At 66.0% G+C, this 11,781-nt stretch carries 13 protein-coding genes; 2 read left to right on the top strand and 11 right to left on the bottom strand.

The annotated features are described in order from the left end of the window. Window positions 1-19: 19 nt before the first annotated feature. The 10 genes from H9Q09_RS01810 to H9Q09_RS01765 form a co-directional block, all read right to left on the bottom strand. The gene (locus tag H9Q09_RS01810) at window positions 20-304 is read right to left on the bottom strand and encodes a TfoX/Sxy family protein (RefSeq protein ID WP_246715976.1); all 285 of its coding nucleotides are present in this window, start codon (window positions 302-304) and stop codon (window positions 20-22) included. 120 nt (window positions 305-424) lie between these two features. After that, window positions 425-802 (bottom strand): Fe-S cluster assembly scaffold SufA, encoded by a 378-nt coding sequence (sufA, locus tag H9Q09_RS01805; protein WP_187389649.1) that lies wholly within the window; start codon window positions 800-802, stop codon window positions 425-427. Between the two features lie 119 nt (window positions 803-921). Next, window positions 922-1,341 carry a VOC family protein gene (locus H9Q09_RS01800; RefSeq protein WP_187389648.1) on the bottom strand — a complete coding sequence of 140 codons (420 nt, stop codon included), beginning with the start codon at window positions 1,339-1,341 and terminating at the stop codon, window positions 922-924. Window positions 1,342-1,351: 10 nt separating this feature from the next. Continuing rightward, the gene (locus H9Q09_RS01795; RefSeq protein WP_187389647.1) at window positions 1,352-1,765 is read right to left on the bottom strand and encodes an SUF system Fe-S cluster assembly protein; all 414 of its coding nucleotides are present in this window, start codon (window positions 1,763-1,765) and stop codon (window positions 1,352-1,354) included. Window positions 1,766-1,852: 87 nt separating this feature from the next. Then, the gene (locus H9Q09_RS01790; RefSeq protein WP_246715956.1) at window positions 1,853-3,103 is read right to left on the bottom strand and encodes a cysteine desulfurase; all 1,251 of its coding nucleotides are present in this window, start codon (window positions 3,101-3,103) and stop codon (window positions 1,853-1,855) included. 94 nt (window positions 3,104-3,197) lie between these two features. Next, on the bottom strand, window positions 3,198-4,433 hold the full coding sequence (gene sufD / locus H9Q09_RS01785) for a Fe-S cluster assembly protein SufD (protein WP_187389646.1): 1,236 nt from the start codon (window positions 4,431-4,433) through the stop codon (window positions 3,198-3,200). 2 nt (window positions 4,434-4,435) lie between these two features. Beyond that, complete coding sequence (sufC, locus tag H9Q09_RS01780) at window positions 4,436-5,191, bottom strand: Fe-S cluster assembly ATPase SufC (protein WP_024351751.1); 756 nt, start codon at window positions 5,189-5,191, stop codon at window positions 4,436-4,438. A 14-nt stretch (window positions 5,192-5,205) separates the two neighbouring features. After that, window positions 5,206-5,523 carry an antibiotic biosynthesis monooxygenase gene (locus H9Q09_RS22410; RefSeq protein WP_187389645.1) on the bottom strand — a complete coding sequence of 106 codons (318 nt, stop codon included), beginning with the start codon at window positions 5,521-5,523 and terminating at the stop codon, window positions 5,206-5,208. Continuing rightward, the gene (sufB, locus tag H9Q09_RS01770; RefSeq protein WP_024351749.1) at window positions 5,520-7,043 is read right to left on the bottom strand and encodes a Fe-S cluster assembly protein SufB; all 1,524 of its coding nucleotides are present in this window, start codon (window positions 7,041-7,043) and stop codon (window positions 5,520-5,522) included. Before sufB ends, H9Q09_RS22410 begins: the two co-directional genes overlap by 4 nt. Window positions 7,044-7,176: 133 nt before the next feature. Further along, window positions 7,177-8,364: a cysteine desulfurase family protein gene (locus H9Q09_RS01765; RefSeq protein ID WP_187389644.1), complete on the bottom strand. Its 1,188-nt coding sequence runs from the start codon at window positions 8,362-8,364 to the stop codon at window positions 7,177-7,179. 187 nt (window positions 8,365-8,551) lie between these two features. On the opposite strand from H9Q09_RS01765, the gene H9Q09_RS01760 reads away from it, so the two are divergent. Next, window positions 8,552-9,226, top strand: a complete 675-nt coding sequence (locus H9Q09_RS01760) for an alpha/beta hydrolase (RefSeq protein ID WP_024351747.1) — start codon at window positions 8,552-8,554, stop codon at window positions 9,224-9,226. Window positions 9,227-9,254: 28 nt separating this feature from the next. Here the strand turns inward: H9Q09_RS01760 and H9Q09_RS01755 are convergent, their stop codons facing one another. Next, complete coding sequence (locus H9Q09_RS01755) at window positions 9,255-10,382, bottom strand: anhydro-N-acetylmuramic acid kinase (RefSeq protein ID WP_246715975.1); 1,128 nt, start codon at window positions 10,380-10,382, stop codon at window positions 9,255-9,257. Between the two features lie 137 nt (window positions 10,383-10,519). Between H9Q09_RS01755 and tyrS the strand changes: the two genes are divergently transcribed. Continuing rightward, window positions 10,520-11,773, top strand: coding sequence for a tyrosine--tRNA ligase (tyrS, locus tag H9Q09_RS01750; protein ID WP_187389642.1), 1,254 nt, complete (start codon window positions 10,520-10,522; stop codon window positions 11,771-11,773). Window positions 11,774-11,781: the final 8 nt, after the last annotated feature.

The following is an 11,781-nucleotide window of genomic DNA, read 5'->3' as shown; positions in this document are numbered from 1 at the left end:
TCGTTCACGGCTGCCGCATTCAGGCCTTCGGAGTTCCGGTGCCCGATCTCGGCCGTTTCGGTTCGCCTCTGGGCTTTGCGGCGCCCTTCGTCCGGGCCGCGCGCCGGGAGGCTCCGTCAGCTAGGGCGATCCAGCGCTGCGCTTCGTCCGGGTCGTCGAAGGCTTCATCCGGCATCCGGTAATAGGGCATCCGCACGGGGCTTCGGCCGGTGCGGGCGTAATGCCAGTTTCGCAGACCTTCGGCCTCGTAGACGGCATCGGTCTCGGCATCGCTCTTGAGATAGAGTTCGCCGTCGACGACCAGGGCGAGGATGCGATCCCCTGCCCGCCGAACATCCGGCGAATGCGAAATCCGGGAACCGAGGCGAAGAGCTCGCGGAGAAATTCCTCGTCCATCGGACCGCTCAGGTGCGATGGCGGGCGGTCATCCCGGCTGGCTGGCGAGCGCCGCCAGATCGGCCTGCTTCAGCTCGACGGATTCGCCGCAGCCGCAGGCCGAGGTCTGGTTGGGATTGCGGAAGGTGAAGCCGGACCGCAGGACGGTCTCCTCGTAGTCCATTTCGGTGCCAAGCAGGAACAGGACGGCCTCCGGCGCGACCAGCACCGTGGCGCCGTCCTTCTCGATCATGTCCTCGTTGGGATTGGCTTCGGTTGCGAGGTCGATGGTGTATTCCATCCCTGCGCAGCCGCCCTTCTTGATGCCAACCCGCAGGCCGAGCGCACCGTCGCCCTTGCTCGACGTGATCGCCTTGACCCGCTCGGCAGCGGCGTCGGTCATGCTCATCACGGTGAAGCGGCCCATGGCGGCCTCCTTTCGAGAAATTCTGTCACGCAAACACTATCAGAAAGATGGGGCGTTTCGCGAGGCGTCACAAGGCGAACGCTGCGTCGGTTTGCGGGCTGCGCGCGATGCAACACCGCTCAGGACCGCGACCAGAGTTCGCGTGTGGCGAGTTCGGCCGCATGGCCGTCGGGGTCGCGGAAATACAGGCTGTTGCCCCGCCCCCGCGACCATTGCACCTCGCTCTCCACCGCAACGCCGCAGGCTTCGAGATGGCGGCGCCATTCATTCACCGAGCCCGGTGGAATGCCGAGCGCGAAGTGGATCGGACCCTGGCCGTCATGGGGCGGGATCGTCCCGTCCGGTGTCGTCACCGGTTCCAGCGTCGAGCCGCGGGCGAACAGGATCAGGACCGTGCCGTCGGGCAGGCGGAAGACGCAGATGCGGTCTTCCTCGAACAGAGGCTCGATGCCGAGCAGCGCCGCGTAGAACGCCTTCGACCGCGCCATGTCGTCGACATAGAGGCAGGTCTCCAGCAATCCCGAAAGCGGCGGTGTCATGGCGTCAGCGTCAGAACCAGCCGACGGCGACCTGCGCCTCTTCGCTCATCCGCTCGGGCGTCCACGGAGGATCGAAGACGAGGTCGACGCGGACCTGGCCGACGCCGTCGACGGAGCTGACGGCGTTCTCGACCCAGATCGGCATTTCGCCGGCGACCGGGCAGCCCGGTGCGGTCAGGGTCATCTCGACGTCGACATTGCGCTCGTCGTCGATGTCGATCTTGTAGATCAGGCCGAGCTCGTAGATGTCGGCCGGGATCTCCGGATCGTAGACGGTCTTCAGCGCGCCGACGATGTCGTCGGTGAGGCGCGTGAGCTCCTCGGCCGGGATCGCCGATTGCGTGCCGTTGTCGCCGGACGCCATGGCGACGTTGGCGGCGGCGCTGTCGTCCGCTGCGGGCTTTTGTTCGGCTTGGTCGGTCATGCGATCATCCTTGCGGCCTGCCCCGGTTTCGCGTGATCGCGATGCTGCGGGGCCATGCCTTCAATATCTTCTCTGGCGAGCGCCTGATCAGGCAAAGAAGCGCCGCGCCTTTTCGAGCGCCTCGGCCAGGCGATCAATCTCGTCGGTCGTATTATACATACCAAACGATGCCCGGCATGTGGAAGTCGCGCCGTATCGCTTCAAGAGCGGCTGGGCGCAGTGGGTGCCGGCACGCACGGCGACGCCCTCGCGGTCGATGACCATGGAAATGTCGTGGGCGTGGATGCCCTCCAGGTCAAAGGAGACAATGGCCCCCTTCCCCGGCGCCTCGCCATAGATGCGCAACGAGTTCACTGCGCGCAAACGCTCATGGGCGTAGTCGCGCAGGGTTTCCTCGTGGGCGGCGATCGCCTCGCGGCCGATGTGGCGCATGTAATCCAGCGAAGCGCCGAGGCCGATGGCCTGGACGATCGGCGGCGTGCCCGCCTCGAAGCGGTGCGGCGGCGCGTTGTAGGTCACCGCGTCCTCGGTCACCTCGACGATCATCTCGCCGCCGCCATTGAAGGGCCGGGTGCGCTCAAGCATCTCGCGCTTGCCGTAGAGAATGCCGATGCCGGTCGGGCCGTAGACCTTGTGCCCGGTGAAGACGTAGAAATCGCAGTCGAGATCCTGCACGTCGACCGGCAGATGCACAGCGGCCTGACTGCCGTCGACGAGCACCGGAATGCCCCTGGCATGGGCCATCGCGCAGACCGCCTTCACGTCGACGACGGTGCCCAGCACGTTCGACATGTGGGTGGTGGCGATCATCTTCGTGCGCGGCGTGATCGCCCGCTCGAAGGCGGCGACGTCGATGGAGCCGTCTTCCTCGACCGGCACGAAGACCAGCTTGGCGCCCTTCTTCTCGCGGATGAAGTGCCAGGGCACGATGTTGGAGTGGTGCTCCATGATCGTCAGGACGATCTCGTCGCCCTCGCCGATCTCGTTCATGCCGTAGCCATAGGCGACGAGGTTGATCGCCTCGGTGGCCGACCGCGTGAAGACGATCTCCTCGGCGCTCGGCGCATTGAGGAAGTCCGACACCTTGCCGCGGGCCGCCTCGAATTCCTCGGTGGCCTTGTTGGAGAGGAAGTGCAGGCCGCGATGGACGTTGGCGTAGTCCTCGCTATAAGCCTTCTGGATCGCGTCGAGCATGGCCCGCGGCTTCTGGGCCGAGGCACCATTGTCGAGATAGACCAGCGGCTTGCCGTAGACTTCCTTCGACAGGATCGGGAAGTCGCGCCGGATGGCGTCGATGTCGTAGGCGGGACTGGCCGCAGCCATCACGTCAGCCTTCATGGCACGGGAACTCCGGTTTGCGCACGGGTCGCCTCGGCATGCCGAGGGGCGAGACGGGCGCGGCCGAGATGTCGGCGCGCCCGTCAGGACCGCATTATCGCTCGTGTGCGAGCCAGGCGTCGATGCGCTCCATCAGCGCGTCTCCGGCCGCCTTGTCTTCCAGCTCTTCCACGACCTCGGCGACGAAGGCCTTCACGAGCAGCGCCCGTGCCGGCTTCTCCGGAATGCCGCGCGACATCAGGTAGAACAGGTGATCGGCGTTGATCTCGCCCGCCGTCGCGCCGTGTCCGCACTGCACGTCGTCGGCGAAGATCTCCAGCTCGGGCTTGGCCGAGAAGTCACCCTGGTCCGACAGGAGCAGCGTGTTGCAGGCCATCTTCGCGTCGGTCTTCTGGGCGTCCTTGGCAACCTTGATCATGCCCTGGAAGACGCCGTGGCCACCCGTGACCACGTTCCGGAAGGTCTCCGTCGCGGTGGTGTTGGGCACCTGATGGCGCAGGGTCGTCGTCACGTCGACATGCTGGCCCTCGGTCAGGAGGTTCACGCCGCGGATGCGGATCTCGCTGTTCTCGCCGACGGATTCGACGTGAACCTCGTTGCGCACCAGCGCGCCGCCGCTGTTCAGGACGAACAGCTTGAAGACGGCATTGGCGCCGACGGTGACGTTGAGCTGGCCGAGATGGGCGGCCGACATGCCCTTCGCCTGATCGATGATCCAGAGCACTTCGGCCCCGTCGGCGATCGTCAGGTGCGACACGCCGGTCGAGGGCGCGCCGGTGGCGTTGCCCTCGATGCGCTCGACGAAGGTCGCGCGGGCGCCCTCGCCGACCGTGCAGCGGGCAAAGCCGTGGCCGCGCTCGCCGGTGCCGGCGCGCAGCTCGATCGCGGCTGCCAGCGCCGTTCCGGCGGCGACGTTGACCACGACGGCCGGTGCGCCGAAGGCGGCATTGACCAGGCGGACCGTATCGATCGGCCGATCGAGATGGTTCGGCGACTTGTTCCAGTCCGCCGCCTCGCTCACCGCCGCGATCTGCACGCCCTCGGGCGCGGTGGTCGCAGCCGGGTCGCTCATCTCGACCACATGGCTGTTGTGCAGGAGCGGCGCCAGCAGCGCCGAATCCTCGCTCGCCGTCGCCTCGGCCGCCGGCAGGCGCCCCATCAGAGCGCGCAGATCGGTGTAGTGCCAGGCTTCGGTGCGCCGGTTGGGCAGGCCTTCACGGCGCAGGGCGTCGATGGCGGAGGCCGCAGTCGCGACGCTGCCGGCCCGCTCGGCGCTGTCGATCAGCGCCGCCTCGGCCGGGCTTCGGGTCTTGAGCTGATGCACCGTCATGATCAGGCTGCCTCGTCGATCAGCTGGCCGTAGCCCTCGTTCTCGAGCTGCAGAGCCAGGTTCTTGTCGCCGGTCTTGATGATGCGGCCCTTGTAGAGGACGTGCACCGTGTCCGGCACGATGTAGTCGAGCAGGCGCTGGTAATGGGTGATGACCAGGAACGAGCGCTCCGGCGAACGCAGCGCATTGACGCCGTCGGCGACGATCTTCAGCGCGTCGATGTCGAGGCCGGAATCGGTCTCGTCCATGACGCAGAGTTTGGGCTCGAGCAGCGCCATCTGCAGGATCTCGGCGCGCTTCTTCTCACCGCCGGAGAAGCCGACATTCAGCGGCCGCTTCAGCATGGCGGCGTCGATCTTCAGATCGGCGGCCGCGGCCTTCACCCGGCGCATGAAGTCGGGCGTGGTCAGCTCGCCCTCGCCGCGCGCCTTGCGCTGCGAGTTGAGCGCGGTCTTCAGGAAGGTCATCGTGGCGACGCCCGGGATCTCCAGCGGATACTGGAAGGCCAGGAAGACGCCCGAGGCGGCGCGCTCGGCCGGGTCCATCTCGAGAATCGACTCGCCGTTGTAGAGGATGTCGCCCTCGGTGACCTCGTAGTCGTCGCGACCGGCGAGGATGTAGGACAGGGTCGACTTGCCGGAGCCGTTCGGCCCCATGATCGCCGCGACCTCACCGTCCTGGACGGTCAGATTAACGCCGCGCAGGATCTCGGTTTCGTCGTCCGCCACGCGGGCATGAAGGTTCTTGATTTCAAGCATGTCAGTTCCTGCGATCAGTAGCTGCGCGTGTCGCGCAATTCATAGTGTTGCGAGCGTTCGTCGAACCGCTTCAGGACGCGCCGCGCCTCGTCGGGGACGTAGCTGCGCTCGTGGTCATCGCCGACAAAAGCCTTCACGTTGTCGATGGAATCGAATTCCATGATGGTGATGAACTCGACCTCGTCGGCAAGCGGGCGACGCAACACCTCAATGTGGCGGAACCCGGGAATGGCCTTGCCTTCGATGCCCTTGATCACCTCCGAGCGAAGGATCGCCTCGTACGTCTCGGCGTTTTCCGGCGTCGTGTATCCATGCCAGATCCGTTTGATCATCCCACCGAGCCTTCGAGGCTGATGCCGATCAGCTTCTGGGCCTCGACGGCGAACTCCATCGGGAGCTGCTGGATCACGTCCTTGACGAAGCCGTTGACGATCAGCGCCACGGCCTCCTCCTCGGGGATGCCGCGCTGCATGCAGTAGAACAGCTGGTCGTCCGAGATCTTCGAGGTGGTCGCCTCGTGCTCGAACTGCGCGGTGGCGTTCTTCACCTCGATATAGGGCACCGTGTGGGCGCCGCAGTCGTTGCCGATCAGCAGCGAGTCGCACTGGGTGAAGTTGCGGGCGTTCGTCGCCTTGCGGTTGGCCGAGACCTGGCCGCGATAGGTGTTGTTCGAATTGCCCGCCGAGATGCCCTTGGAGATGATGCGGCTCGAGGTGTTCTTGCCGAGATGCAGCATCTTGGTGCCGCTGTCGATCTGCTGGCGACCGTTGGACACGGCGATGGAATAGAACTCGCCGCGGGAATTATCGCCGCGCAGGATGCAGGACGGGTATTTCCAGGTGATCGCCGAGCCGGTTTCGACCTGGGTCCAGGAGATCCGCGAGTTCTTGCCGCGGCAATCGCCCCGCTTGGTAACGAAATTGTAGATGCCGCCCTTGCCGTCCTTGTCGCCCGGATACCAGTTCTGGACGGTGGAGTACTTGATCTCGGCATCGTCCAGCGCGATCAGCTCGACCACCGCGGCATGCAGCTGGTTCTCGTCGCGCTGGGGCGCCGTGCAGCCTTCCAGATAGGAAACGTAGGAGCCCTCGTCGGCGATGATCAGCGTGCGCTCGAACTGGCCGGTGTTCTTCTCGTTGATCCGGAAATAGGTCGACAGCTCCATCGGGCAGCGAACGCCCTTCGGCACGTAGACGAAAGAGCCATCGGTGAAGACCGCGGAGTTCATCGTGGCGAAGAAATTGTCCGACACCGGCACGACCGAGCCGAGATATTTCTTCACCAGCTCGGGATGCTCGCGGATCGCCTCGGAGATCGGCATGAAGATGACGCCGGCCTTCTCGAGTTCCTTCTTGAAGGTGGTGGCGACGGAGACCGAATCGAACACGGCATCGACAGCGACGCGGCTTTCGCGCGGCGCGATCTCGTTGCCGTCCTCGTCATAGGTCGGCTCGGCCGCAGGCTTGACGACGCCGGCCAGCATCTCCTGCTCGCGAAGCGGAATGCCGAGCTTCTCGTAGGTGCGCAGGATCTCGGGATCGACCTCGTCCAGCGAGGCCGGGCCGGACATGGATTTCGGCGCGGCGTAATAATGGATGTCCTGGAAGTCGATCTCGGGATAGTCGAGACGCGCCCAGGACGGGCTCTCCATCGTCTTCCAGCGCTCGAACGCCTCCAGACGCCAGTCCAGCATCCACTGGGGCTCGCCCTTCTTGGCGGAAATCAGCCGGATGATGTCTTCGTTGAGGCCCTTGGGCGCCACATCCATCTCGATGAGCGTCTCGAAGCCGTATTTGTACTGATCGACATCGATCTTGCGGACCTGATCGATGGTTTCCTGAACTGCTGGCATTCCAATTCTCCATACTCGCCGGATTCAAGGTCCGGTGGTCGGCGCGCCGCCGAAGCGCCCGGCCGCGCGGTGTAGATAGCAACGAAGCGCCCCGATTTTTAGGGCGTAGCCGATGTCCTGCGAACTCTTATCGTCACGCCGCGCGGTGGGCCCTCGCCGCCGGTGCGGCGCGCCCCGCCAGGGCGGCATATTCCCGAACGAAACGATCGAGATCGTGCGTCGCGGTGTCATAGCCGAAGCTGATGCGGATGGCACCGTCATCGGCAGAAATCTGAAGGCCTCCCCGGACCATAGCATCGACCACATGGCTGCGACCGACCTTGCCCGACGAACAGGCCGATCCGGCCGACACGGCGAGCCCGGCGAGATCGAGACCGATCTGGGCGGTTTCGGCGCGCAGACCCGGTGCCGCGATCGCCACCGTGTTGGGCAGGCGCGGCGCATGGCTGCCGAGAAGGGTCGCCTGCGGCACCTGCGCCAGAAGCGCGGTTTCCAGATGCCGGCGCAACGCCATCAGATCGTCGGGCCCATGCTCGAGCCGTTGCCGCGCGACACAGGCCGCCGCGCCGAGGCTGGCGATCGCCGGCACGGCTTCCGTTCCGGCCCGGCGGCCCTTTTCTTGGCCGCCGCCGCGCACGAGCGCAAAAGGCCGCGTCGCGGGATCGCGAAACATCATGGCGCCGACGCCCTTGGCCGCACCGAATTTGTGCCCGGAGACGAAAGCTGCGTCGGCGCCGCTCGCCGCAAAGTCAAAACCGATTCGGCCGATCATCTGGACGGCGTCGAGAACGAGCCGGACCGGGCGATCGGCGATCGCCGCCTGGATCCGATCCAAGGGCTGCAGGACACCGGTCTCGGAATTGGCCAGCGTCAGCGCCAGAAGGCCGGTCATGCCGTCGTCGAGAGCATCGGCCCATGCGGCCAGCGCGGCGCAATCGACGATGCCGTCAGCATCGACCGGCAGGCGCGTCACGTCGGCGGAGGCGAAGGCACCGCCGTCACGCACGCAAGGGTGATCGGTGTCGATGACGGCGAGACGCGAAATCCGCGTCTCCTGCCCTTCCACGAGCCAGGGCGGCGACAGGCAGGTGGTGGCCGCCTCACTGGCGCCACTTGTGAAGGCGATCTGTTCGGCCTCGCAGCCGACCAGCCGCGCCAGTTCGTCACGGGCGCCTTCCACCAGCTTCCTGGCGGCGCGTCCTTCGCTGTGAACGGACGAAGCGTTGGCGGCATCGAGCGAGTCGATCAGCGCGGCGCGCGCTTCGGCCAGAAGCGGCGCACTCGCATTGTGATCCAGATAGAGACGCTCGTCTCTGCTCATTGCCTCTCGCAACGGTTCGGTCCGGGGCGCGATGCGCAAAAATCTTGAATTTTCGACGACGCCCGGACTACAAGACGCCTGATAGACGCCCGTAGTTTTGAATCATTCTAAACTGGACCCTACGAGGCCACTTCGGCTTCGTCAAGTCAGGCCAGCCGAGCCATCCCGCTCGCCAAGGAACATTATTATGCCCGAAGTGATCTTCAATGGCCCTGCCGGCCGCCTGGAGGGCCGTTACCAGGCCGCCAAGGAGAAGAACGCCCCGATCGCCATCGTCCTGCACCCGCATCCGCGCTTCGGCGGCACGATGAACAACCAGATCGTCTACAAGCTCTTCTACATGTTCGTGGAGCGCGGCTTCACCACCCTGCGCTTCAATTTCCGCGGCATCGGCCGCAGCCAGGGCGAGTTCGACCATGGTTCGGGCGAGTTGTCGGACGCAGCCTCGGCGCTCGACTGGGTGCAGAGCCTGCATCCCGATTCCAAGCAGTGCTGGGTCGCCGGCTATTCCTTCGGCGCCTGGATCGGCATGCAGCTGCTGATGCGCCGGCCCGAGATCGAGGGCTTCTTCTCGATCTCGCCGCAGCCCAACTCCTACGACTTCTCCTTTCTCGCCCCCTGCCCGTCCTCGGGCCTGATCATCCATGGCGACAAGGACCGCGTGGCGCCGCCGAAGGACGTCCAGACCCTCGTCGACAAGCTGAAGACCCAGAAGGGCATCGTCATCACCCAGAAGACGATGGAAGGGGCCAACCACTTCTACAGCGAGCACACCGACGAGCTTCTCGGCGAATGCTCCGAATATCTCGACCGGCGTCTGGCCGGCGAACTCAGCGACCCGCGGCCGAAGCGCCTGCGCTAGGCCTCGACACCCGGCACCGGGACGCTTGTCAGCGATCGGTGCCGGCTTCCGCCTGTCGGGCATTATCCGGCAGCGACAGGACACCGCCGGTCACCGCTTCGCGGCAGCCGGTGGTCGTCGGCCAGGTCAGCGGCCGGCGATCCAGCGACCGGACGGCGAGATAGCCCCAGGCCTCCGCCTCCATGGCATCGCCGTCGAAGCCGGCGGCTTCGGCCGAGACGACCGCCGCATCGGGTCCGGCGCCGGCTTTCAGATCGGCCATGATCGCCGGATGGTGGCGCCCGCCGCCGCAGATGATCCAGAGCTTCGGTTCGGCCGGAAAATGCTCGGCCGACTTCAGGATGGCTGCAGCGCTGACGAAGCACAGCGTGCGGGCGACATCCTCGAGCGTGCCGCTGCCGGGCGGCGGTACCGGAAAATCGAAACGGTCCAGCGATTTCGGCGCGGGCCTGGCGAAAAAGTCCGACGCCAGATAGCGCTCGGCCATGCCTTCGATCAGACCGCCCTCGCTGGCGATGGCGCCGTTCTGGTCGTAGGGAATCCCCGCCTCGCGCTGCAGCCACTGGTCGAGAAGCGCATTGCCCGGCCCCGAGTCGAAGGCGACCGGATCGGTTTCGCCATCGAGCCAGGTGACGTTCGAGATGCCGCCGATATTGACGAAGACGACGGGATAGGCCCGGCGGTCCGCCGGCAGACTGCCAGCCAGCGCCGCGTGATAGGCGGGCACGAGCGGCGCGCCCTGCCCGCCGGCCATCATGTCGGCCGCGCGCATGTCATGGACCACCGGCAGGCCCAGTTGCCGGGCCAGGAGATCGCCCCGGCCGATCTGGACCGTCAGCGCCTCGGCCGGGCGGTGCAGCACCGTCTGGCCGTGCAAGCCGACGACATCGACCGAGGCCCTGTCGATGCCGCATTCCTTGAGGAAGCGCGTGACCGCTTCACCGTGGCGGTGGGTGAGCGCGACTTCCAGCGCAGCCAGATCGCCGGGACGTGCGTCGCGCTGCCGGATCGTCTTGGCGGTCTCCAGCGCCGCGGCGAGCTGGCCCCGGAAGGCCGCGTCATAGGCATAGACCCGGGCCGGTCCGCGTTCGACGACGGTATCGCCATCCGTGTCGACCAGCGCCACGTCGATGCCGTCGAGCGACGTGCCGCTCATCAGGCCGATGGCGCGGCGCAGCTTCGGTTGGCGCAATTTCGGCTCCACAACTGGAATTCTGGCGCAGGGCTGATAAACCGCACCCCACATCTTGCGGAGCGCCTGCCGCTCCGGCGAAAGAACAGGATCACCATTCCATGACCCGCTTCAAGTCCGAGTTCCTGGCGACACTCGCCGAGCGCGGCTTCATCCACCAGACATCCGACGACAACGGCCTCGACGAGCTGTTCCGCACCGAGACGGTCACCGGCTATATCGGCTTCGACCCGACGGCCGCCAGCCTGCATGTCGGCTCGCTGATGCAGATCATGATGCTGCACTGGATGCAGCAGACCGGTCACCGGCCGATCGCGCTGATGGGCGGCGGCACCGGCATGATCGGCGATCCGTCCTTCAAGGACGAGGCGCGCAAGCTCCAGACCGAGGACACGATCGCCGCCAATCTGGCCGGTATCAAGCGGTCGTTCCAGCCTTACATCCGCTTCGGCGACGGGCCGACCGATGCGGTCATGGTCGACAATGCCGAGTGGCTGCTGGAGCTGAACTACGTCGCCTTCCTGCGCGATGTTGGCCGGCACTTCTCGGTCAACCGCATGCTGTCCTTCGATTCGGTCAAGCTGCGGCTCGACCGCGAGCAGTCGCTGTCCTTCCTCGAATTCAACTACATGATCCTGCAGGCCTACGACTTCGTCGAGCTCTACAAGCGGACCGGCTGCAAGCTGCAGATGGGAGGCTCGGACCAGTGGGGCAACATCGTCAACGGCATCGATCTCGGCCGGCGCATGGAGGGTGCGGATCTGTACGCCCTCACCTCGCCGCTGCTGACCACCTCGTCGGGCGCCAAGATGGGCAAGACCGCCTCGGGCGCGATCTGGCTCAATGACGACATGCTCAGCGCCTATGATTTCTGGCAGTACTGGCGCAACACCGAGGACGCCGATGTCGGCCGCTTCCTGAAGCTCTACACCACCCTGCCGATGGACGAGATCGCGCGGCTCGAAGCGCTGGGCGGCTCGGAGATCAACGACGCCAAGAAGGTGCTCGCCAACGAGGTCACGGCCATGCTACACGGCCGCGCCGCGGCAGAAGCCTCCGCCGAGACGGCGCGCAAGACCTTCGAGGAAGGTGCGCTGGCCGACAGCCTGCCGACGATCGAGGTTCCGGCGGCGTCGCTGGCCGAGGGCGTCGGCCTCCTGTCGCTTCTCGTCTCCGCGGGCCTTGCCGGCTCGAACGGCGAAGCGCGCCGTCACATCAAGGGCGGCGCCGTGCGGGTCAACGACGCGCAGGTGACCGACGAGCGACTGATGGTCGGCACGGATTCCCTCGTCCAGGGCGTCATCAAGCTGTCGGTCGGGCGCAAGAAGCACGTGCTGGTCCGGCCCGCCGACTGAGCGACCGG

Source organism: Aurantimonas sp. DM33-3 (assembly GCF_014334315.1).
In the GTDB taxonomy this organism is placed as follows: domain Bacteria; phylum Pseudomonadota; class Alphaproteobacteria; order Rhizobiales; family Rhizobiaceae; genus Aurantimonas; species Aurantimonas coralicida.
Note: the sequence above shows the minus strand (reverse complement) of the source record. Positions and strands in the feature narration are given on the sequence as shown.

Coding starts and splice junctions, on each gene's coding strand:
- sufA (WP_187389649.1), bottom strand. CDS start 802: ATGGGCCGCTTCACCGTGATGAGCATGACCGACGCCGCTGCCGAGCGG.
- H9Q09_RS01800 (WP_187389648.1), bottom strand. CDS start 1,341: ATGACACCGCCGCTTTCGGGATTGCTGGAGACCTGCCTCTATGTCGAC.
- H9Q09_RS01795 (WP_187389647.1), bottom strand. CDS start 1,765: ATGACCGACCAAGCCGAACAAAAGCCCGCAGCGGACGACAGCGCCGCC.
- H9Q09_RS01790 (WP_246715956.1), bottom strand. CDS start 3,103: ATGAAGGCTGACGTGATGGCTGCGGCCAGTCCCGCCTACGACATCGAC.
- sufD (WP_187389646.1), bottom strand. CDS start 4,433: ATGACGGTGCATCAGCTCAAGACCCGAAGCCCGGCCGAGGCGGCGCTG.
- sufC (WP_024351751.1), bottom strand. CDS start 5,191: ATGCTTGAAATCAAGAACCTTCATGCCCGCGTGGCGGACGACGAAACC.
- H9Q09_RS22410 (WP_187389645.1), bottom strand. CDS start 5,523: ATGATCAAACGGATCTGGCATGGATACACGACGCCGGAAAACGCCGAG.
- sufB (WP_024351749.1), bottom strand. CDS start 7,043: ATGCCAGCAGTTCAGGAAACCATCGATCAGGTCCGCAAGATCGATGTC.
- H9Q09_RS01765 (WP_187389644.1), bottom strand. CDS start 8,364: ATGAGCAGAGACGAGCGTCTCTATCTGGATCACAATGCGAGTGCGCCG.
- H9Q09_RS01760 (WP_024351747.1), top strand. CDS start 8,552: ATGCCCGAAGTGATCTTCAATGGCCCTGCCGGCCGCCTGGAGGGCCGT.
- H9Q09_RS01755 (WP_246715975.1), bottom strand. CDS start 10,382: ATGAGCGGCACGTCGCTCGACGGCATCGACGTGGCGCTGGTCGACACG.
- tyrS (WP_187389642.1), top strand. CDS start 10,520: ATGACCCGCTTCAAGTCCGAGTTCCTGGCGACACTCGCCGAGCGCGGC.